Annotated in this window: 23 protein-coding genes; 9 read left to right on the top strand and 14 right to left on the bottom strand. The window is 40.5% G+C overall.

Going from position 1 to position 19,832, the window contains the following annotated elements; all coding sequences use genetic code 11:
• From B4F91_RS06240 to B4F91_RS06225, 4 genes are all read left to right on the top strand, one after another.
• Positions 1 to 1,015, top strand: a 1,015-nt coding sequence (locus B4F91_RS06240) for a COG3014 family protein (RefSeq protein ID WP_288635437.1), incomplete at its 5' end; no start/stop codon positions are given.
• Between the two features lie 8 nt (positions 1,016 to 1,023).
• The gene (locus B4F91_RS06235) at positions 1,024 to 1,449 is read left to right on the top strand and encodes a YcfL family protein (protein ID WP_024032667.1); all 426 of its coding nucleotides are present in this window, start codon (positions 1,024 to 1,026) and stop codon (positions 1,447 to 1,449) included.
• An 11-nt stretch (positions 1,450 to 1,460) separates the two neighbouring features.
• Positions 1,461 to 2,078 carry a penicillin-binding protein activator LpoB gene (lpoB, locus tag B4F91_RS06230; protein ID WP_024032666.1) on the top strand — a complete coding sequence of 206 codons (618 nt, stop codon included), beginning with the start codon at positions 1,461 to 1,463 and terminating at the stop codon, positions 2,076 to 2,078.
• Between the two features lie 216 nt (positions 2,079 to 2,294).
• Positions 2,295 to 2,762: a glycine zipper 2TM domain-containing protein gene (locus B4F91_RS06225; protein WP_004587767.1), complete on the top strand. Its 468-nt coding sequence runs from the start codon at positions 2,295 to 2,297 to the stop codon at positions 2,760 to 2,762.
• 84 nt (positions 2,763 to 2,846) lie between these two features.
• Here the strand turns inward: B4F91_RS06225 and B4F91_RS06220 are convergent, their stop codons facing one another.
• Entirely contained in the window at positions 2,847 to 4,064 is a 1,218-nt protein-coding gene (locus B4F91_RS06220; protein WP_004587766.1) for a pyridoxal phosphate-dependent aminotransferase, read from the bottom strand.
• Positions 4,065 to 4,327: 263 nt separating this feature from the next.
• Positions 4,328 to 4,672: an Hpt domain-containing protein gene (locus tag B4F91_RS06215; protein ID WP_004587765.1), complete on the bottom strand. Its 345-nt coding sequence runs from the start codon at positions 4,670 to 4,672 to the stop codon at positions 4,328 to 4,330.
• A gap of 137 nt (positions 4,673 to 4,809) precedes the next feature.
• Here B4F91_RS06215 and B4F91_RS06210 point away from each other — a divergent pair, with 137 nt between their 5' ends.
• The 3 genes from B4F91_RS06210 (at position 4,810) to B4F91_RS06200 (ending at position 6,963) form a co-directional block, all read left to right on the top strand.
• A complete protein-coding gene (locus tag B4F91_RS06210) occupies positions 4,810 to 5,406 on the top strand; it encodes a tRNA-uridine aminocarboxypropyltransferase (protein WP_286938546.1) in 597 nt (198 codons plus the stop codon).
• Positions 5,407 to 5,422: 16 nt separating this feature from the next.
• Positions 5,423 to 6,205, top strand: coding sequence for a CLCA_X family protein (locus B4F91_RS06205; protein ID WP_054982389.1), 783 nt, complete (start codon positions 5,423 to 5,425; stop codon positions 6,203 to 6,205).
• A gap of 98 nt (positions 6,206 to 6,303) precedes the next feature.
• Positions 6,304 to 6,963 (top strand): type IV pili methyl-accepting chemotaxis transducer N-terminal domain-containing protein, encoded by a 660-nt coding sequence (locus tag B4F91_RS06200; RefSeq protein WP_286938545.1) that lies wholly within the window; start codon positions 6,304 to 6,306, stop codon positions 6,961 to 6,963.
• A 93-nt stretch (positions 6,964 to 7,056) separates the two neighbouring features.
• Here the strand turns inward: B4F91_RS06200 and dcd are convergent, their stop codons facing one another.
• Together dcd and apbC are read right to left on the bottom strand one after the other, a co-directional pair.
• Positions 7,057 to 7,644, bottom strand: a complete 588-nt coding sequence (gene dcd / locus B4F91_RS06195; protein ID WP_004587761.1) for a dCTP deaminase — start codon at positions 7,642 to 7,644, stop codon at positions 7,057 to 7,059.
• A 6-nt stretch (positions 7,645 to 7,650) separates the two neighbouring features.
• Entirely contained in the window at positions 7,651 to 8,727 is a 1,077-nt protein-coding gene (gene apbC / locus B4F91_RS06190) for an iron-sulfur cluster carrier protein ApbC (protein WP_286938544.1), read from the bottom strand.
• Between the two features lie 187 nt (positions 8,728 to 8,914).
• Between apbC and metG the strand changes: the two genes are divergently transcribed.
• Both metG and B4F91_RS06180 read left to right on the top strand, forming a co-directional pair.
• Complete coding sequence (metG, locus tag B4F91_RS06185; RefSeq protein ID WP_286938543.1) at positions 8,915 to 10,936, top strand: methionine--tRNA ligase; 2,022 nt, start codon at positions 8,915 to 8,917, stop codon at positions 10,934 to 10,936.
• A gap of 257 nt (positions 10,937 to 11,193) precedes the next feature.
• Complete coding sequence (locus tag B4F91_RS06180; RefSeq protein WP_286938542.1) at positions 11,194 to 11,850, top strand: bifunctional 4-hydroxy-2-oxoglutarate aldolase/2-dehydro-3-deoxy-phosphogluconate aldolase; 657 nt, start codon at positions 11,194 to 11,196, stop codon at positions 11,848 to 11,850.
• 57 nt (positions 11,851 to 11,907) lie between these two features.
• Here the strand turns inward: B4F91_RS06180 and B4F91_RS06175 are convergent, their stop codons facing one another.
• The 10 genes from B4F91_RS06175 to B4F91_RS06130 all read right to left on the bottom strand — a co-directional run.
• Positions 11,908 to 12,552, bottom strand: coding sequence for an MOSC domain-containing protein (locus tag B4F91_RS06175; protein ID WP_286938541.1), 645 nt, complete (start codon positions 12,550 to 12,552; stop codon positions 11,908 to 11,910).
• 76 nt (positions 12,553 to 12,628) lie between these two features.
• Positions 12,629 to 12,994: a hypothetical protein gene (locus B4F91_RS06170; RefSeq protein ID WP_055253245.1), complete on the bottom strand. Its 366-nt coding sequence runs from the start codon at positions 12,992 to 12,994 to the stop codon at positions 12,629 to 12,631.
• Positions 12,995 to 13,033: 39 nt separating this feature from the next.
• Positions 13,034 to 13,492 carry a molybdopterin synthase catalytic subunit MoaE gene (moaE, locus tag B4F91_RS06165; RefSeq protein ID WP_286938540.1) on the bottom strand — a complete coding sequence of 153 codons (459 nt, stop codon included), beginning with the start codon at positions 13,490 to 13,492 and terminating at the stop codon, positions 13,034 to 13,036.
• Positions 13,492 to 13,785: a MoaD/ThiS family protein gene (locus B4F91_RS06160; RefSeq protein ID WP_286938538.1), complete on the bottom strand. Its 294-nt coding sequence runs from the start codon at positions 13,783 to 13,785 to the stop codon at positions 13,492 to 13,494. The genes moaE and B4F91_RS06160 overlap by 1 nt, the downstream gene beginning before the upstream one ends.
• Entirely contained in the window at positions 13,763 to 14,233 is a 471-nt protein-coding gene (moaC, locus tag B4F91_RS06155; protein ID WP_096041865.1) for a cyclic pyranopterin monophosphate synthase MoaC, read from the bottom strand. Before moaC ends, B4F91_RS06160 begins: the two co-directional genes overlap by 23 nt.
• 1 nt (position 14,234) lies before the next feature.
• Positions 14,235 to 14,774, bottom strand: coding sequence for a molybdenum cofactor biosynthesis protein B (gene moaB / locus B4F91_RS06150; RefSeq protein ID WP_004587753.1), 540 nt, complete (start codon positions 14,772 to 14,774; stop codon positions 14,235 to 14,237).
• Positions 14,771 to 15,397, bottom strand: coding sequence for a molybdenum cofactor guanylyltransferase (locus B4F91_RS06145; RefSeq protein ID WP_286938537.1), 627 nt, complete (start codon positions 15,395 to 15,397; stop codon positions 14,771 to 14,773). Before B4F91_RS06145 ends, moaB begins: the two co-directional genes overlap by 4 nt.
• A gap of 1 nt (position 15,398) precedes the next feature.
• A complete protein-coding gene (gene moaA / locus B4F91_RS06140) occupies positions 15,399 to 16,370 on the bottom strand; it encodes a GTP 3',8-cyclase MoaA (protein ID WP_286938536.1) in 972 nt (323 codons plus the stop codon).
• A gap of 16 nt (positions 16,371 to 16,386) precedes the next feature.
• The gene (locus B4F91_RS06135; protein WP_288635436.1) at positions 16,387 to 19,077 is read right to left on the bottom strand and encodes a nitrate reductase; all 2,691 of its coding nucleotides are present in this window, start codon (positions 19,075 to 19,077) and stop codon (positions 16,387 to 16,389) included.
• Positions 19,078 to 19,098: 21 nt separating this feature from the next.
• Positions 19,099 to 19,832 (bottom strand): (2Fe-2S)-binding protein (locus B4F91_RS06130; protein ID WP_288635435.1); only part of this gene is annotated, 734 nt, incomplete at its 5' end.

The following is a 19,832-nucleotide window of genomic DNA, read 5'->3' as shown; positions in this document are numbered from 1 at the left end:
CTCTGCCATTACCTATGTACCACCGGCATATGAAATGAGTATGCTACATAGCTACAAAGCACTTAATTATGTATACAACAGTGATTTAGAAGGCGCCTTGGTTGAAATACGTCGTGCTAACAAAGTACAAGTCGATGCGCTTGCAGATAATCAAACACAAATAAACGACACAATAGAGCAAGCACAACAGCATTACCCAAGTATGAGTAATGTGACACGCGGTATTAAAAATGGTTTTCAAAATGCCTTTACGTTTTATTTATCTGCGCTGTTGTACCAAAGTGATAAACAATACGATGATGCCTACATTGATTATAAAAAAGCATTAGAGATTCAACCTGACAATCACTACTTACAGCAAGATGTAATGCGATTAGCTAAAAAGCAAGGTTTTAACCAAGATTTAGAAGAGTTTGAGCGCCGCTTTAGCCCATTAAAGCCCCTTCATGCTAATCACGGTGAAGTGGTTATATTGGTTGAACAAGGCTTAGTGCCTAAACAAGATGAATTTAAATTACGCTTGCCTATTTATACCTCAGGTGGCGATGCGCGTTTTTACAGTTTAGCAATGCCAGTTTATAAAGATAATGCGTTTATAGCTAATATTAATGGCGTAAATATAGGTTCGCAAAATTTAGAGCTCAACCCGTTAGTGCATATAGAAGCATTAGCGGCTAAAACATTAGAGCAACAAATACCGGCTCGCGTATCTAGGCAAGTATTACGCTTAGTAGCCAAAGAAAAAGTGCGCGCAGAGCTTGCACGTAGCACAGGCGATGTAGGCAATATCATTGCTAATATTTATAATTTGGCGTCTGAGCAGGCTGATACACGTAGCTGGCTCACTTTACCTAATCAAATAAGCATGGCACGTAGCAGTTTAAATGCAGGGTCGCATACACTTTTAATAGGCAACCATGCGCCTATTAATTTTACCGTTAGTAAGCAAGGGTTAACCTTAATTTACCTAACCTCTATTAATAACTATTTTAACTACCATGTGGTTCAACTCTAGGAGTCATCATGAAATATACTTTGCCATTAGTGGCTGCATTAATGCTTGGGGCATGTGCAAGCCAACCTGATACATCAGGCATTTCGGTTGAGCAAAGCAAAAATACATTTAACGAGCAGTTACATGTTGATAATCCTGCTCTAGGTGAAAAGCTTGCCATTACCGATGTTAAAACACGCCAAACAAACCAGTTAACCGACGTGGTAGTAACACTAAGCAGCCAATATAAAAAGTCGCAATATTTACAGTATCAGTTTAATTGGTACGACAAAGACGGGTTTGTAATTAAAGGAAACCACTCACCTTGGCAAGCCTTAACACTGTTTGGTTTTTCTAAAACACAATTACCCGGCTTAGCGCCAACACCGGATGCGGTTACATTTTCGCTCGCTGTAAGAGAAGTGTCTACCGACGCACAAGAATTTAAAGAATAAGGGTTATAAAAATGATCACTACACAATTTAAAACGTTATCGAGTTATGCAGTTATTGGCCTCAGCGCACTCATTTTAAGCGGTTGTGCCAATAAAGCCGTAGTTAGTTATGGCGACGCGCAAGCAGTAGAAACCACCGATATAAACTTTGGCTCTACCGATTTACAAAAAGTAGCCAGCCAAATGACCGACTCACTACTTAGCTCGCCGGTTATTGGCACAATGACCCAAAACAAACGCCCTGTGGTATTTGTTGAGCGCATTAAAAATAAAACCAGTGAACACATAGACACTGAATCTATTACCGACTCAATCTCTACGCAACTGTTGCGCAGCGGTAAGTTTCGTTTTGTTGACATGACCCGTGTTGAATCAGTACGTGAGCAGCTTAACTTTCAAAACGAAGATGCCCTTGTAAACCCTGCCACCGCAGTTGCCTTTGGTAAACAAATTGGTGCGCAATACATGTTGTACGGCAACTTATCGAGCATTGTTAAATCAAATGCTGATAAATCAGATGTGTATTACAAATTTACAATGCGCTTAATGGATATGCAAAGCGGCCTAGTCGAGTGGGCAGACGAAACTGAAATTCGTAAAACGAAAGAAAAATCGACATTTGGTTGGTAATAATACCAATTCGCTTAATTTACTGATCTATTTTGAGGCTGGATAAACGCGTTGATAACTAGGTAAAAAATGACTTTTTAGTTGTTTTAAATGATAATTTTTAACTTAGTTAGCGACACGTTTAGCCGCAAAATGATTAAGTATTTTTCGCATTGGTATACATTTCCACGCAAAGGCAAAAATATCGCCTTTGCGTAACACCAACAGGAGACATCTATGAAAGCCTTAACCATAGCAATGTGTGCATTGCTTACACTCAGTGCACCAAGTTTTGCGAACTATGAGCGAAACAAAGCCGTGCCTGTACAACAGGTTTTATTTGGCGATGTAAAATCTGTACGTAAAATTACCGAACAAGAGCTTGTGCAAGACAAAAACAATGGCTGGAAAACCTTTGGCGGCGCCCTACTCGGGGGTGTTGTCGGTAATCAATTTGGTGGTGGGAGCGGTCGTACCGTCGCCACTATTTTAGGCTCAGTCATTGGCGGAAGCGTGGCGCATAATAATCAGCAAAAAAGCTATTATAAGCAAACACACCTCGTAGAGTTATTGATTCAGGTAGAAAACGGCGATCAATACATGGTGGTACAAGACCAAGACCAGTCAATGCGCTTTAGCAAAGGTGATAACGTACGGTTGGTCTATTTAAGTGATAATACCGTAAGAGTTGACCGCGCGTACTAATAAACCCGTATCAGCAGTATCGCGTAAATAAAAAACGAGCTATTTAAGCTCGTTTTTTATTTACAGCGCGTTAGTTCGAATTAACTAAACTTGGCGATAGTCTTTAAAAAAGCGCTGCATTTTAAGCATCGCACTCGATAAATCGTCTTTGTTAGGTAAAAACACTAACCTAAAGTGATCAGGCTCTGGCCAATTAAATGCACGCCCATGCACTAATAATATTTTTTCTGCTTTTAGTAAATCAAACATCATTTTTTCATCATCAGTGACATTAAAATGAGCCGTGTCTACTTTAGCAAACGCGTAAAGCGCCCCTTTTGGCTTTTTACAGCTTATCCCTTCAATAGCATTAAGCCCACGCCAAGCAATATCGCGCTGAACATATAATCGCCCGCCTGGATCGATTAAGCTATCTATTGATTGCACGCCCCCTAGCGCTTGTTGTATCGCATATTGCGCGGGTACATTCGCACACAAACGCATAGACGATAAAATATCTAGCCCTTTGCGTAAATCTTCCATTGCTGAGGTGCGCCCGCTTAGTACCATCCAGCCCATACGAATACCCGCTGCACGGTAAGTTTTAGCTAAGCCATTAAAGGTAATAATGGGCACATCGTCGCATAGCGCACCAATTGAGGTGTGAGTGATGCCATCGTATAAAATCTTTTCGTAAATTTCATCGCTAAGCAATAACAGCTTATGCTCGCGCGCCACATTAATTAACTCTAAAAGTAAATCGTCACTATAAACCGCGCCGGTTGGGTTATTAGGGTTAATTAGTACAAGCGCTTTTGTTTTAGATGTAATTTTACTTTTTATATCGGCAATATCCGGAAACCAATCTTGCTCTTCATCACATAAATAATGAACAGGGTTCCCGCCTGCTAATTTAACTGACGCGGTCCACAGTGGGTAATCAGGCGCAGGAATAAGCACTTCATCATCGTTATTTAATAACGCTTGGGTGATCATTTGAATAAGCTCGCTCACCCCATTACCAATATAAATATTATCTACATCTAGGTTATGTAAACCTCGTTGCTGGTAGTGCTGATAAACCGCTACACGGGCTGAATATAACCCCTTAGAGTCGCAGTAGCCTTGGGCCGAATACAAATTACGAATAATATCGCGGTGCATGTCCTCTGGCATATCAAAACCAAACGCCGCAGGGTTACCAATATTAAGCTTTAGTACCTTTTGACCTTCGTCTTCCATTTTTTTGGCTTGCGCTAAAACCGGTCCACGAATGTCATAACATACACCTTCTAATTTGTGACTCTTTTTAATATCTGACATTTTTACCTCTTTGGGGCGAACTGGCTTTATGGAAAAAAATAATTAACTAGGAGTGGGTTTGTTCAATGCGAGGGTTATAACCTAATGGGCTCGGTAAAATTGTGTTACTAGCCCAAGGGTGGCCCTTGGGCAATGCGTGATCAAATTTATTATCGAGAGGCCAAACACGCCCTAGTAAAGTCTAAGACTACCCTAGTAAAGGCGTAAAATGCCAGCGTAATTAGGTGCTTAATACTGAAATAAATTCACGTTAACAAATAATATTAATTAGACTCTACCCACGCTCTTAATTGGGCCTGCGAACCACTTACTTGCGCCAATAAATCTGTAGATGCCGTAACAGCTTGCGCTAAGTTATCTTGATTTAGATTAAGTTCAATATCACGGGCTACATCAGATAAACTCGTGGCACCAAACTGAGCCGCGTTCGATTTTAAACTATGGGCATGACGAATCGCCGCTTCTTTATCGTTACCAATGGTTGCAATTACTTCATTACCAAGGCGCTCAAATTCACTGCAGCAAAATTCAAGTGTATCTTTAAACTGCTCACCAAGTAACGACTGCATACTTTCTAAAGCAGCCTCATCTATTTGTACTTCTGTCATATTTTAAGCCCTTCTAAACATTCCGTGTCATTTTATAATTAATAGTATTACTGTATATCTATGCGTAAAAAAATCCAACTTTATTACTTTATAAATGTATAATTATCAAAATACACTCGCAATAAAAAGTTTAATTAATGACTCGCCAAGTTTGTGAACGCTGTTTGTTTACGCCCTCTACCTGTATATGCGGGGCCATTAAACGTTTAACAAATAAAGTTAGCGTGGTTATTCTACAACACCCCAGTGAAGAAAAAATAGCGAAAAACACGGCAAAATTGCTTAATTTGAGCCTAACTGACTGCAAAATAATCAAAGGGGAAAATAACACCGACTTTGCCATGCTCAACTCTTTACCTTTGGAGTCCACGGTACTGCTCTACCCTAATGAGCACGCCACCTACTTAGATGATGCAAACCCAAAGCCAGCCTTAAGTAACATTACGCATTTAATCGTGATTGATGGCACCTGGAAAAAAGCCTATAAAATTTTGCAGCTGACCCCGCTACTCACTAAATTTAAAACAGTGAGCTTTAAGCAGTTACCGCAAAACCGTTACGCTATTCGAAAAGCCCCTAGAGCCGACAGTCTTTCTACGCTTGAGGCCGTTGCACATAGTTTGTTGTTAATAGAGCAGTTAAACCCTGCTCCACTTTATAATTTATTAGATGAATTAATACAAAAACAAACCCAACACATGCCCGAACACGTAAAAGCACGTTACTTAAATTAGCCACCATTAAATGTAAATGCGTAATTACCCAAACAGATTAAAACGCGGATTCACTCGTAAAGGGCCAGACTACCGCTTTGACGACCAAGTTGACTTTAGTGATATTAGAGACACCTTTGGCTTTAGATCTATGGTTGTAGGAAAATGGGTGACCAAAGAAGAGCATTTTATTAGTGCAAACTTAATTTACGATGCCCTCGCCGACCTTGCTCAAATATTACATTTACCGCCCAAAGCTATTGGTCTGCGCGGCAAACTAAATTTTGCCTTTGGGCATGGTGGTCAAAAAGGCGTACAAGCGCATTATAACGCAGCTTCACAAACCCTTGCTTTAGCTAAAAATGCGGGCGGTGGCGCATTGGCTCACGAATGGTTTCATGCGTTTGATCACCATATAAGCGAGCATTTATTTAATGCAAAACCTCGCTTTGGTTTTGCTTCAAAGCTGTGGCTTTCAAATACGCCAAATTTATCTCACCCACTTAATAGTGCGCTAAACGATTTTTACAAAAACGTGTTTTTAGATTTTGATGGGGAAGATGCGAATGAATTTGTACAAACGTGCATAAAACACGACCAAGCACACAACATGAATTACATGAGTATGCCTGAGGAATTAGCAGCACGCTGCTTTGAAGCCTGTATAGATGCTCACAGCACTATTCAAAATAGCTTTTTAGTCAGTGGCTTAAAAAGCAGTAATTTAATTTACCCTGATAATGAGCATATTAATAAAGCAAATAAAGCCCTTAATAAGTATTTTGAACTACTAGGTTATGCACTTCATAAATCTCAATAAGCCACAAACTACCTTGTAAACTTTAATTACGTGAAAAATCTTATATTTAATCTATCCTATCCTAAAGCATTAATAATTTTAAATTAAGTAGCAATTAAATGGTAAATACTGATTTTACAAATAAAAAGCATGGCGCTATCTCTTTTGTTTATATTATTCCCTTAACTGTAATTGCAATTTTATCTATCTGTATTCACTTTATGCTTGATGAAGTCATTGAAGCGCAAACCGATACTGGAAAACTCGTAAATGTAAGTGGTCAACAAAGAATGCTTTCGCAACGGGTGAGTATGTTTACTTTAGAGTACTTAATGTATGGTTCGCAGGATTCTAAATTACTGGCCATTAATGCTTTGAACTCTTTAAAAAATAATCATAAATACTTATTAAGTGAGCATTATGGGGCGCAAGTATTAGGCGATGAAAGCCCGCTATCTAACGAGTTGTTAGCAATGTATTTTAAAGAGCCTATTAATGTCGATAAAAAATTAAGTATGTTTTCAGATAGAGTTGAAGAAGTACTCAAGTTAAAAACACAAACACTTAATTTAGATACAGCGCAAGAAAGCTTTTTTTCTTTAGCAAAAGAGCCGCTTTTAAAAGCGTTTAATACGGTGGTTATGCAGTACGAAAAAGAGAGTGTTGACAGGGTTAAAAGGCTACACACTATTCAAGGCATTGTAATTATAGTTATTTTATTATCTATATTAGTCGAGTTTTTACTCGTTTATAAAGCCAGAAATAAAAAACACATTTAATATCAGTTTAAGCAATAATGTACATTGGTATAAGTTATTAAGCGTTTAAGCTAGCAAAACAAAGCCATTTAAACGCTTAATAGTTTTATATTGTTATAGGTTATCGTCGCTAATGCGGCTTGCTACCGCACTACTTTGATCTTTATATTTTGCGTCTTTACGAATGTTGTATGGGTTTTCGCAGGGTCCTGAAAGCATTTCAAAGCTCATTGCACCAATTTTCATCATTGGGCGCAGCGCTAGTGGCAACTTACCTGAGTTATAAAATTCTAAAACAATATTGCCGCTCCAACCTGGGTCGATTCTGTGTGCTGTTACATGCACCATCAAACCTAAGCGGGCAAGTGATGAACGACCATCTAACCAGCCTACTATGTCGGCAGGAAGTGTTACTTTTTCATGGGTAATGGCTAATGCCAGTTCACCTGGGTGTAAAAAGAAAGCTTCGCCGTCGGCAAGCTCAATCTCTTCACTCATTATTGATTCCATAGCCTTATTTAACTGATCTTTAGGGCCACTTAAATCTACGTACGCTGCGTTATGTGCGTTAAAGGTTCTAAATTTGTTCCCTAAGCGCAAATCGGCTGTCACACCCGAAATCATTTCGTTAGTCGGCGCAGGCTCAATCACTATGCGGCCATCGCTTAAATATTCTTTAATATGGGTATCTGAGAGTCTCATTTTTTCTTAGTCCTGCGTTATCACTATCTCAACACTATGTTGGTGCTGCTGATAAAAAAGCGTGCTGGCAATCAATCTTGCCGCTGCGCTGTATGTGTTGCTAATAGCCGCGCTGGTATCGCTGGCGATTAATTTACCTTGCTCTGAGTATTCACGAATATCTATGGCAAGTGGAATATGGCTTAACACCGGTACGCCGTGTTTATGGGCAAGTTTTTCTGCGCCATCTTTGCCAAACACATGGTTGGCTTCACCGCAGTGGCTACAAATGTAGTGACTCATATTTTCTATAAGCCCAAGCACAGGTACGTTAACTTTATTAAACATTGCAATGCCTTTTTGCGCATCGGCAAGGGCTAAATCTTGCGGTGTCGTCACAATAACAGTGCCGCTGGCAGGCACTTTTTGGCTCATTGTTAGCTGTATATCGCCCGTACCCGGTGGCATATCAACGATTAAGTAATCAAGTTCGCCCCAATCAGTTTCGTTTAATAATTGATTGAGCGCTCCCGATGCCATTGGGCCCCGCCATACCGTTGCGTCATCACTTGGCACTAAAAAGCCGATTGATTGCGCTTTAATGCTGTTGGCATCAAATGGCTGTAGTAGTTTGTTATCTTTGGTTTGCGGCTCTGCCCCTACAAGCCCCAATAACATAGGAATAGATGGCCCATAAATATCAGCATCTAAAATCCCTACTTTTGCGCCTTCGCTTTTAAGCGCCCCAGCTAAATTTACAGCGGTAGTGGATTTTCCTACCCCCCCTTTACCTGAGGCAATCAACACAATGTGTTTAATGGCTTTAAATTTTGCAGGCTCTTTTATACTCACCACAGAGTCTATGGTAACCGGTGTATTTATACTTTCACTTACGTGCTGCTCAACTAACGGGATTTCTGATTGAGCCGCAAATGGCAGCGTTATTTTAATGTGTATTGATTTATCGTCATTTTGCGAAATGGTATCAATAAAACTTTCATCAATACCTACGGCAAATGCCGCGCTTCGATACGCCGCTAAGGCAGTAATAATCGGTTGTTTTTGCACCGATTTAGAGGAGAATAGTTTCGACAGTCCAAACATAGCAATTAAATAGCGTTTCTTTGATGAAAAGTGCCACAGAATTATGTAACATTCAGGGCATTAACACCAGTCAATTAACAAAAATCCATAAGCTGCGCGTACCGTTAGTCCAAAGCTTATGGATAAATTAATGATAACCGCCTTTTTTGTAGTAAAAATGGTGGTTTATCCTCAATTCGGAATGATTATGACGCAGCGAAAGATCCTCATTACCAGCGCATTACCTTATGCAAATGGCCCTACTCACTTAGGCCATTTATTGGAATATATTCAAACTGATATTTGGTCACGTTTTCAAAAGCTACAAGGCCACGAAGCTTATTATGTTTGCGCCGACGATGCTCACGGCACGCCAATTATGCTTAATGCGCAAAAGCAAGGGATCACGCCTGAAGAAATGGTTAAAAATGTAAGCATTGAACGCCAGCGCGACTTTGCCGACTTTAACATCAAGTTTGATAAATACCACAGCACCCACAGCTCAGAAAATAAAGAGCTGAGTGAGCTTATTTATAACCGCCTTAATGATGCGGGTCATATTAAAAAGCACACTATTTCACAGTTATTCGACCCTGAAAAAGGCATATTTTTACCAGATCGCTTTGTAACAGGCACTTGCCCAACGTGTAAGTCTGAAAACCAAAATGGCGATAGCTGTGACTCGTGTGGCGCAACTTACAGCCCAACCGAATTAATAAACCCGCGCTCGGTAATGTCAGGTGCAGAGCCAATTTTAAAAGATTCAGAGCATTACTTTTTTGACCTGCCAGCATTTGAAGGCATGCTTAAAGAGTGGCTACACTCTGGCTCTATTCAGCAAGAAATGGCGAATAAGTTAGATGAGTGGTTTACCGATGGCCTGCAACAGTGGGATATTAGCCGCGATGCGCCTTACTTTGGTTTTGAAATTCCAAATGCACCGGGCAAATACTTTTACGTATGGCTAGATGCGCCAATTGGCTACATGGCAAGCTTTAAAAATCTATGTGGCGAAAAAGGCCTCGACTTTGATGCATTTTGGGCTGAAGGTTCTGATGCTGAGCTTTATCACTTTATTGGTAAAGACATTATTTACTTCCACAGCTTATTTTGGCCAGCCATGCTAGAGGGCGCTAATTTTAGAAAGCCAACTAACGTGTTTGCACATGGCTTTGTAACCGTCAATGGCGAGAAAATGTCTAAATCAAAGGGTACGTTTATAAAAGCACGTACTTACCTTGATAACCTAGACCCAGAGTACTTACGTTATTACTACGCAGCTAAATTAAACAGCGGTATTATTGACCTTGATTTAAACCTAGAAGACTTTGCACAACGTGTAAATTCAGACCTAGTAGGTAAAGTAGTAAACATAGCAAGCCGCTGTGCAGGCTTTATTACTAAAAAGTTTGACGGTAAATTAAGTAGCACAATTATGCAGCCAGAACTACTTGAAGAATTTCAAGCTGCTGCACCGAGCATTACTGCCCACTATGAAAACCGTGAATACAGCCGCGCGATTCGTGAAATTATGGCCCTAGCCGACAAAGCCAACCAATTTATTGATGCCGCAGCGCCATGGGTACTCATTAAAGACGAAGCAAAACAGCAAGAAGCGCACGAAGTGTGTTCGCTTGGCCTTAACTTGTTCCGTGTTTTAATTACCTATTTAAAACCTGTATTACCAGGTATGGCTGCAAACGTAGAAGCCTTTTTAAATGACGACTTAGCATGGGATGGCGTTCAAAATGCACTTGTTGCACACCCTATCAATAAATTTAAGCCGCTCATGCAACGTGTAGAAATGGATAAAGTGAACAAAATGGTTGAAGAATCAAAAGAAAGCCTAGAATCAAAAGTAACAATTGACCCAAATAGCCCACTTGCAAAAGAGCCAATTGCGGATGAAATTGAATTTGATGACTTTGCAAAAGTAGACTTACGTGTTGCTAAAATTGCTAAAGCAGAGCATGTTGAAGGCGCCGATAAGCTACTTAAACTTACGCTGGATTTAGGCGGCGAAACACGCCAAGTGTTTGCTGGTATTAAATCGGCTTACGCACCAGAAGACATTGAAGGCAAACTGACTGTAATGGTTGCAAACCTTAAGCCTCGTAAAATGCGCTTTGGTATGTCAGAGGGTATGGTATTAGCTGCAGGCCCTGGCGGTAAAGAAATTTACATTCTTAACCCAGACGATGGCTCAGAGCCAGGCATGCGTGTAATGTAATTTATAACTTATAAAAAACCGCTGATATTTCAGCGGTTTTTTTATGAGAAAAGAAATGTTTATACCAATTCGCTTAATTAAGTGTGCTATTTTTAGGGTGCATAAGCGTGTTGATAACTAGACAAAAACTCGCTATTTAATTATTCAAAATGATCAAAGTGAGAGCTTTTTGACGCGTTAAGCCCCAAAATGATTAAGTATTATTGCCGATTGCTGTTACACGTGTGACTCTGTATTAAATAAATTGAAGTGACATTATGAGCCAAATTTTAAATGCCAACAGAATAAAAATAAGCAACCAAATAAAGCAACATAAGTTAGTTGCTATACTTCGCTTAAAGCAACAAAGCGATGTAGCTCCTTTAATTAATTGCTTAGTTAATGCAGGCATTAACGCGCTAGAAATCACCTCAAATACACCTGGCTTTGAGCAAGAAATAGCAAAAGCACGCGCTGCTTATAAAAATACACTCATTGGCGCTGGCACAATAATTAACACCGCCCTTGCGCAACAAGCGATTGATGCCGGTGCGCAATTTATAGTTACACCAAATACTAATCAAGCCGTGGTAGAGCTTGCCCACCGCTATGGTTTACCTGTGTTAATGGGCGCACTCACCCCTACCGATATTGCCAATGCCATTGAGTATAACGCCGATATTATTAAGGTTTTTCCGGCAGGCAGTATGGGGATTAATTACTTTAAAGCGCTAACTGGGCCTTTTTCTGATGTGCCATTAATGCCCGTAGGCGGCATTAATTTAGACAACCTAGCACATTGGTTTGCAGCGGGGGCATGCGCAGTGGCGGTAAGTAGCGATTTTAGTAAGCCGGTAAATAACAAACAGCAATACGACACATTAAGCCAATTGGTGTGCAAATACTTATCAGCGGTCGCTCACTTAACAAACTAAATAATACAGCTAAAAGTGAGCTTTTATTAAGGGGAATACAGCTTTAATAACGCTCTTTTAACTCCCCAATTTCTTTTTGATTTTAGTTTGCCACTCAAGTGCAAGCTCGGGTAGTTCAAGTGCTGCTAATAATACGCTTTCATAATCTGGGTAGTGTTTATCAAAAAAGGCCTGAAACAACGTTTTAACCGAAATGTTATGCTCAGCTTTATGTTCAAAAGTCACGGCATCGCCCGTTTTAGCAACACCTTGCTCAAGCACTCTAAAATAAACACCCGTGTGGTAATACTGAGTAAACAGTTTTAGGCTTTGTTTATTATTAAGTGCAATAGCCAATTTAAAGCACGGCACACGGGGCTGGCTTACCTCAAGCAGTGCAGTACCTAAACGAATACGATCCCCTATGTGAATGTTTTGCTCATCAAGGTCTGAAATTGTGAAATTTTCGCCAAAGGCACCAACTGCTAAATCATCATTTTTAAGGGTGCGCTTCCAATAATCGTAATGATTGTGCGAAAACGCATAAACCGCTTTATCCACCCCGCCATGATTGACTAAATCGGCTTGTTCATCACCTATTATATTCAGCTTTTCAATAACAACCGGCTCATTGGTTGGTGTTTTAAATATACCTGTTTTAATGGCTTTGCCGTTATGCTCAACCGTTTTTATTTTAGAGATGTTGGTAGAGATTATTTTCATCTTAAACCTTTGATTATAGCTAAAAGTAAGAGTGCGTAAGTTTCATCATTCATCCTTGATGATCAACAAAGTAAGATTATAAGTCAAAAATATATAACAAAGTTAAAATAAGAAACACTACAAATACAGGGGTAAGTACATAGAAAAGGATATTTGCTATGGTTTTGTGTTTTTCTCTAAAGCGAAGCATACCATTGTAAGTCGCTCTAAAAAGTGGGAATGTAATAAAAGCTCTAAAAATTGCCCATGAAACAAAACCGCATTGAAGTTTTATTTCCAGCCAAAACTGCTCCGGATTAATATTTAAAGATTGACTCGGAGAGCTTTTGGACCCAATTGACCAGCCAGTTAATAGCTCTAACATAATTATAAAAATAAGTAGAGCCGCTATCCAAAGGTAAGCTGACTCTATTGATTCTCTTTTTGAGATAAATTTTTTCATTAATATTATATAAACGCATTTATATAGGCTTACACAGACCTACTTTTCCCACTTGTTTAACGCTTGCTTGTCGCTTTGTTTAAACTCAACCCAGTTTGAGGAGTCTTTAAAATGCTCTTTTTTCCAAAACGTAGCGTGGTTTTTTAAGTAATCCATAATGAATTGTGCGCCTTCAAACGCGGCTTGGCGGTTGCGGGAGGTGACCCCTACAAATACAATTTGCTCACCAAGCGCTAAATAGCCTACTCGATGAATAATGCTTATGCGAGCAAGTTGCCAGCGTGTTTGGGCTTGCTCGGCTATCGATTGCAGTAGTTGCTCAGTCATCCCTGGGTAGTGTTCGAGCTCAAGGGCGATTACGTTATCGCCGCTGCTAAATTCTCGCACCAGCCCTGTAAACGTCACTACGGCACCATCACTTTTGTTATTACTGCAAAGTGCGTCATGTTGCTCGCCTACTGAAAAATCCTGCGTTTGTACGTTAATGCTTATACTCATTAGCCACCTGTCACTGGTGGGAAAAAAGCAAGTTCATCCCCTGCTTTTACAAGCTCATCGCTTGATGACATAGTTTGATTAAGCGCACACAATACATCACGCTCTTCAAGCCATGCTTGCCAATGTGGGTTTTGCTCAACCAGCATGTGTTTAAACGCTTTAATGCTAAGGGGGGTCGCTATCTTAACGGTTAACTTATCGCACTTTAGGCGCTCTTTAAGTTGGCCAAAAAACAGTACGTTTACATGCCCTGCATCAGTATCATTTAAATTAGTCTCGCTGCCAGCTGCCATGCTTGCCCCCTGCTTTTTGCGTTACACGCATACCGTGTATTTCCATAAGCGGATCGGCGGCTTTACACATATCAAATAATGTTAGGGTAGCCACAGACACAGCGGTGAGCGCTTCCATTTCAACGCCCGTTTTGCCTGCTAATTTACAGTAGCTGGTGACTTTAATTTGGCTATTTGCTTCATCAAGTTCAAAATCAACGCCTACTTTACTCAGTGCCAGCGGGTGACAAAGCGGAATTAAATCAGCGCACTTTTTAGCGCCCTGAATACCTGCAATACGGGCAACGCCTAGCACGTCACCTTTTTTATTTTGATTAAGCAACACTTGCTCAAAAGCCTGTTTGCTCATTTTAATGTAGGCCTCGGCAGATGCATCGCGCAGAGTGACCTCTTTTAGCGATACATCAACCATGTTTGCTTGGCCGTTTTCATCTACGTGGCTCAGCATATTATTGCTCTCGCGATTCGCATTTTTTACCAATAGTAATATGCGGGGCAAAGTTACATGGCTTATGCATTGAGTCTAATTGATCTTTTATAATACCTGTCCAGGCTGTTTTACATGCGCCCGTAGAGCCAGGCATACAAAAAATAACGGTGTTATTGGCAAGGCCCGCCAACGCACGTGATTGAATAGTTGAGTTACCAATTTCGCCGTACGAAATATGTCTAAATAGCTCGCCAAATCCATCTACGCTTTTATCAAACAGCGGTGCAAATGCCTCTGGTGTTGAGTCGCGCTCGGTAAAGCCTGTACCACCGGTTACTAAAATAGCGTGAATGGTGTCATCGGCAATCCATTGCGATGCAACTGCTCGCATTTGGTAAACATCATCTTTAACTATGTCTTTATCAGCTAAGTGATGGCCTGCTTCAGTAAGGGCTTTAATTAAATAATGGCCTGAGGTATCCGTTATTTCATCGCGTGTATCGCTTACTGTCATAACGGCAATGTTTAATGCGATTTGTGACTCAGTTGTGTGGCTCATAGGGTTCTTCTCAATAGATTAGGTTTGTGTTGGTCAAATTGTTCGTTAACAGCATTAAATTGCGCCGGTGTGTTGGTATTAATAAGTGCGTGCGCTTTATTACATTTTAGCGTTTGCACACCAATACTACGGGTAAACTGTTTAATTGATTTATGACTATTTGCGTTTATGAGTAATTGTTTTAAATGACGTTTAACGCTTTGGGTGTTACGAATATACAGGGGTAACGGTTCATTTTCAAAGTGCCACGCATGTATTTGTGGTTGATTTGTTTGAAAGTGGGAATTATCGCTTCCTGCAGATACAATTTGCGATAATAACGTGCAAGTAAGTAATGGCATATCAACAGCAGTTACAAGTATATCCTGCTCCGTTGCCATTAAGGTTGAATAAATCCCCCCAAGCGGGCCAGAACCTGGGTATATATCTGCTATGTATTGCGCAGTAGCGCTTTGTACATTACGGCTTATAAGTACATCACTTGCCCCTGCTGCTGTTAATAACTCACATGCATTTTGCAGTAAGGTTTTATTTTTTAAAATGAGATTGGCTTTATCGCTGCCCATTCTGGATGATTGCCCACCAGCGAGTACAACTCCTGTGAACACGGCTTTATTGCTCATTTTAGCCGCCCAACATAGCTAAATGGGTTGTGGCGCCCGTTAAGCGATTATCAAGCTCATGGCTAATGGTTTTATTGCCCATTGCCGCTTGAATCGCGTTTACAGTGGCTGGTGTATCTTGCTCATTTAAATGCGGGCGTAAGTCTATTCCCTGCTCAGCAAACAAGCACAAATGTAATTTGCCTAATGACGATACTCTTAATCGGTTACAGCTTTTACAAAAATCTTTACTGTAGGGCATAATTAAGCCAATGCGCCCCTCAAAATCGGGATGACAAAACTCCTCTGCAGGGCCGTTTAATTTACCTCTTACTACCTGTAACCAACCTTGTGCTAAAAGCTGCGTTTTAACACTTTGCCCGCTTACATGGTTTTGTTCAAAAAAGGTGGCACCATTACCTGTTTCCATTAATTCAATAAAGCGTACCGTTACTTTTTTATGTTTTACCCAGTCTAAAAAATCATTTAATTGGTTTTTATTAAATTGCTTAGCCAGCACTGCATTTATTTTTATGTCTTTTATACCCAGCTCAATTGCCCGGTCTATCCCTTTTAAAATATGGGTTAGCTTGTCGTGTCCTGTAATTAATTTAAACATACTCGGGTTTAAGCTATCTATACTAATGTTTAGCGCATCTAGGCCAGCGCTGTAAAACTCATCAATTTTATTAAATAAGTTAAATCCATTGGTTGTTATGGCGACTTTTTCTATGCCTGGGGTGTTTTTACATTGCTTTATAATGTCGGTTACGTCACTGCGTAAACACGGCTCACCGCCCGTAATACGCACTTTTTTTGTGCCTAATTGCGCAAACGCATTTACTAAGGTGTCTATTTCGCTTTTTTTTAAAAAGTTACGCGGGGTATCGCACTGATACCCATTTGGTAAACAATAGGTGCAACTAAAGTTACACACATCGGTAATTGAGAGGCGCAAATAGTTAAACTGCCGACCAAATTGATCATTAAGCATATGCTTCCTTGTTTATTTACATTTCAACTGCAACATCAATACTGTTAGCGTTTTGCGCAGTATGCTGCTTTATTAATTGGCTTAACTGGGTTTTACACGACCCACAGTTAGTGCCGCATTTTAGTTTAGACCCCAATTGTTCTACTGTATTTTCACCACTTTTAATGGCGTTTATTATGGGTTGTTCACGTACTTTAAAGCAACTACATACTTGTGCGCCTTGAGTAAATTCTTCATCAGGCGTGGCATACAACAATGACTGTAATTGGCTAAAGGTTATTAAAGGCTCTGCAAATAAATGATTTATCCACTCAAGTGATATGTCTTTTTGAGCGGACGAAATGACCGCAACAAACACTAACTGCTGGTTTTGAATACATTGAACATGCATTGCTTTTGCACTGCCCATTGCCGACCACTGCCCTTGTAACCCGGTCAGTGTTTGGCAATAATAAAGCAAATCATTTTGCGGCTCATTGAGCGCTAACTGGTAGTTAACACAATTACTTGCGTTAACTTTAAGCCAAAAATCACTGTTAATATTAAGCTCTGTTTTGCTAAAAATTTGCATGTACTGAGCAAACTGCGCTTTAACTAAATCAACAGCACCATGCTTACACTCAGCCTGGCCCGAAATAGGGTCAACAACCGATTGATAGAGGCCACTTACCGTAGCGGATGAGGCAAATTGCTTGTTCCAGTGAATAGGCATAAAGCACTCACCTTTACGCACAGCATCCGTTACTTTTGCATGAGCCGTCACTTGCCCTGTTTTAGCATTGGCAGTTATTAAATCGTTTGCTTTTATGTTTAATTTGCTGGCATCAGTGAGGTTTATTTCAATATATGGGCGCGTTATATGAGTAGACAGGGCTGTACTTTTTCCGGTGCGGCTCATTGTATGCCATTGGTCGCGTATTCGCCCTGAGTTCATTACAAAAGGGTAATCGCTTGATGTTTTCTGCACAGGAAGTTTGGGCGTTATAGGTATAAAGCGGGCTTTTTTATCTGCGTTGCTAAATTGTTTATTAACAAAAACCTGCCCGTTTTTATATGGCTCATTTTTTAGTACCGGCCACATAACCGGTTTTAAGTTATCGTATTGCTGCTGCGAAAGCCCTACTAAGGCTGATAAATTTAATAGCCTATCTCCGTTATTTTCAAAATCTGTCAGTTGTGCCCATTCTTCAAAAATGCCACTGGGGTCTGTAAAATCAAATCCTTCAAAACCCATTTTTTGGGCAACTAAACACATTATTTGCCAATCGTTTTTAGCCCCCGAAAATGGCTCAACTAGCGGGCGCTGCCTCGATATTCTTCGCTCTGAATTAGTCACTGTGCCGTTTTTTTCACCCCACCCAGTAGATGGAAACGCCACATTAGCAAATTTTAGCGTATCACTTTTAGCAATACAGTCAGACACAACCACCAGCTCACATTGCTCAAGTGCATGTTGTATGGCTGCGTTATTAGGTAGGCTCACCATCGGGTTGGTTGCCATTATCCAAATAGCTTTTATTTTCCCTTTGGCGATTTCATCAAACATATCAATCGCATTACACCCTGCTTTTTTAGCTATTGTTGGCGATTGCCAAAAACGCTGCACTAACTGTTGGTGCGCGTCGTTTTCAATGTCTAAATGTGCTGCTAATTGATTTGCCAAGCCCCCTACTTCACGCCCACCCATAGCATTAGGCTGCCCCGTTATTGAAAACGGGCCACATCCAGGTTTTAACAATTTACCCGACGCTAAATGCGCATTTATAATGGCATTACACTTATCAACCCCTGAGCTTGATTGGTTAATACCCATTGAATAAAAACTAATAGCGGTTGGGCTTTGTGCAAATAAGGCGTAAAAGTCACTGACTAGCTGCGCGTCGATATCACAAAAATCACTGACCGCTTTAACACTCCACTTTTTAGCCTCTGCAAGCGCTGTTTCAAAGCCGTTTGTATGCGCGTTTATAAATTGCGTATCTAAATAGTTATGTTCACTTAAATAAGTAAGCAAGCCGTTATAAAGAGCCCCATCGCTGCCTGGTTTTATATTTAAAAAGGTATCGGCAAGTTCAGCTGTATCGGTTTTTCGCGGGTCGATAACCACTACTTTCATGTTTGGATTAAGCTTTTTTGCGCGCTCCATACGCTGGTAAAGCACCGGATGTGTCCACGCTGCATTTGAGCCAATTAAAATAAGTAGCTCCGTCTGCTCTAAATCTTCGTATGTACATGGTACTACGTCCTCACCAAACGCACGTTTATAACCGGCAACCGCCGATGACATACACAGCCTTGAGTTTGTATCTATATTGCCTGAGCCTATGTAGCCTTTCATTAATTTATTGGCAACGTAGTAATCTTCAGTCAGTAACTGCCCCGATACATAAAACGCAACCGACTCGGGTCCATGCTCTTTAATAATGGCGTTAAATCTGTTGGCAACGTAATCAGTTGCCGTATCCCAGCTGGCGGGTTCGTTATCAATAAGAGGCGATGTTAAGCGATTATCACTGCCGGTGGTGTCAAGCAAATGCGTGCCTTTAACACACAAACGGCCAAAATTAGCGGGGTGCTCCCGCGTGCCTTCAAGTTTTGTTGGAGTATTATTTAATAATGAAATATCAACCCCACAGCCTACACCACAATAAGCGCAAGTGGTTTGTTTAAGCAAAGGTGTGTTTGAACATGTGTTTAATGTTTCCATACTGCTCTCTTATTATTTGCGTTAAGCGCTCTGTGATACTGGCTCATCTACTGGGGTTAGCGTGGCTATTTTATTATTAAGTGCACTGCTAATAACGCTTTGCACTAGTTTTTCACAGCCTCCACAACCCGTACTTGCTTTAGTGGCTTGCTGCACTTTATTTAAATCGCTACAACCTTGTATAACCGCTTGTTCAATAGTGTGTTTTGTCACTTTGTGGCACGCACAAATAATGGCATCACGTGGCAAATCATCAGCGTTTAGCTCGCCCGCGTCACCTGCAAGCGGCATTATTAATGACTCTGCGGGCACACTAAGCTCAATGCCATTTAAGTGATACTGCAATAAATTATCGTAATCACTGGTATCGCCAACCAGTACAGCACCTATGAGCTTATTGCCTTGCTCATTAGTGACTACTTTTTTGTAAATACCGCTTAGTTGATCTTCAAAGTAATAGCTAATTGCGCCTTCACTGCGTGCATGGGCATCACCAATTGAGCCTACTTCAACACCCATTAATTTAAGCTTGGTGCTCATATCGGCACCGCTAAATTCATCAGCACTATTTGAGAAATTGTTAGAGGTAGTGTGTAAAGCTTTGCTTGAAGACAGCTGTTGTAAAACATGCCCCGCCGCTACTTTTGCCATCGCGTAACCCGGTGCTACAAGGCCAAAAATAAAGTTATTCCAAAGGGCGCATTCTCCTATGGCGTATATGTTTTTATCACTCGTTTGGCAATGGTTGTTTATTA

The organism is Pseudoalteromonas sp. UBA6610, from assembly GCF_002433295.1.
Classification (GTDB): domain Bacteria; phylum Pseudomonadota; class Gammaproteobacteria; order Enterobacterales; family Alteromonadaceae; genus Pseudoalteromonas; species Pseudoalteromonas atlantica.
This window is presented reverse-complemented; position numbering and strand designations above follow the sequence as displayed.

Excerpts from the sequence above, each read along its gene's own strand:
- B4F91_RS06235 (WP_024032667.1), top strand. The coding sequence starts at position 1,024 with ATGAAATATACTTTGCCATTAGTGGCTGCATTAATGCTTGGGGCATGT.
- lpoB (WP_024032666.1), top strand. The coding sequence starts at position 1,461 with ATGATCACTACACAATTTAAAACGTTATCGAGTTATGCAGTTATTGGC.
- B4F91_RS06225 (WP_004587767.1), top strand. The coding sequence starts at position 2,295 with ATGAAAGCCTTAACCATAGCAATGTGTGCATTGCTTACACTCAGTGCA.
- B4F91_RS06220 (WP_004587766.1), bottom strand. The coding sequence starts at position 4,064 with ATGTCAGATATTAAAAAGAGTCACAAATTAGAAGGTGTATGTTATGAC.
- B4F91_RS06215 (WP_004587765.1), bottom strand. The coding sequence starts at position 4,672 with ATGACAGAAGTACAAATAGATGAGGCTGCTTTAGAAAGTATGCAGTCG.
- B4F91_RS06210 (WP_286938546.1), top strand. The coding sequence starts at position 4,810 with ATGACTCGCCAAGTTTGTGAACGCTGTTTGTTTACGCCCTCTACCTGT.
- B4F91_RS06205 (WP_054982389.1), top strand. The coding sequence starts at position 5,423 with ATGCGTAATTACCCAAACAGATTAAAACGCGGATTCACTCGTAAAGGG.
- B4F91_RS06200 (WP_286938545.1), top strand. The coding sequence starts at position 6,304 with ATGGTAAATACTGATTTTACAAATAAAAAGCATGGCGCTATCTCTTTT.
- dcd (WP_004587761.1), bottom strand. The coding sequence starts at position 7,644 with ATGAGACTCTCAGATACCCATATTAAAGAATATTTAAGCGATGGCCGC.
- apbC (WP_286938544.1), bottom strand. The coding sequence starts at position 8,727 with ATGTTTGGACTGTCGAAACTATTCTCCTCTAAATCGGTGCAAAAACAA.
- metG (WP_286938543.1), top strand. The coding sequence starts at position 8,915 with ATGACGCAGCGAAAGATCCTCATTACCAGCGCATTACCTTATGCAAAT.
- B4F91_RS06180 (WP_286938542.1), top strand. The coding sequence starts at position 11,194 with ATGAGCCAAATTTTAAATGCCAACAGAATAAAAATAAGCAACCAAATA.
- B4F91_RS06175 (WP_286938541.1), bottom strand. The coding sequence starts at position 12,552 with ATGAAAATAATCTCTACCAACATCTCTAAAATAAAAACGGTTGAGCAT.
- B4F91_RS06170 (WP_055253245.1), bottom strand. The coding sequence starts at position 12,994 with ATGAAAAAATTTATCTCAAAAAGAGAATCAATAGAGTCAGCTTACCTT.
- moaE (WP_286938540.1), bottom strand. The coding sequence starts at position 13,492 with ATGAGTATAAGCATTAACGTACAAACGCAGGATTTTTCAGTAGGCGAG.
- B4F91_RS06160 (WP_286938538.1), bottom strand. The coding sequence starts at position 13,785 with ATGGCAGCTGGCAGCGAGACTAATTTAAATGATACTGATGCAGGGCAT.
- moaC (WP_096041865.1), bottom strand. The coding sequence starts at position 14,233 with ATGCTGAGCCACGTAGATGAAAACGGCCAAGCAAACATGGTTGATGTA.
- moaB (WP_004587753.1), bottom strand. The coding sequence starts at position 14,774 with ATGAGCCACACAACTGAGTCACAAATCGCATTAAACATTGCCGTTATG.
- B4F91_RS06145 (WP_286938537.1), bottom strand. The coding sequence starts at position 15,397 with ATGAGCAATAAAGCCGTGTTCACAGGAGTTGTACTCGCTGGTGGGCAA.
- moaA (WP_286938536.1), bottom strand. The coding sequence starts at position 16,370 with ATGCTTAATGATCAATTTGGTCGGCAGTTTAACTATTTGCGCCTCTCA.
- B4F91_RS06135 (WP_288635436.1), bottom strand. The coding sequence starts at position 19,077 with ATGGAAACATTAAACACATGTTCAAACACACCTTTGCTTAAACAAACC.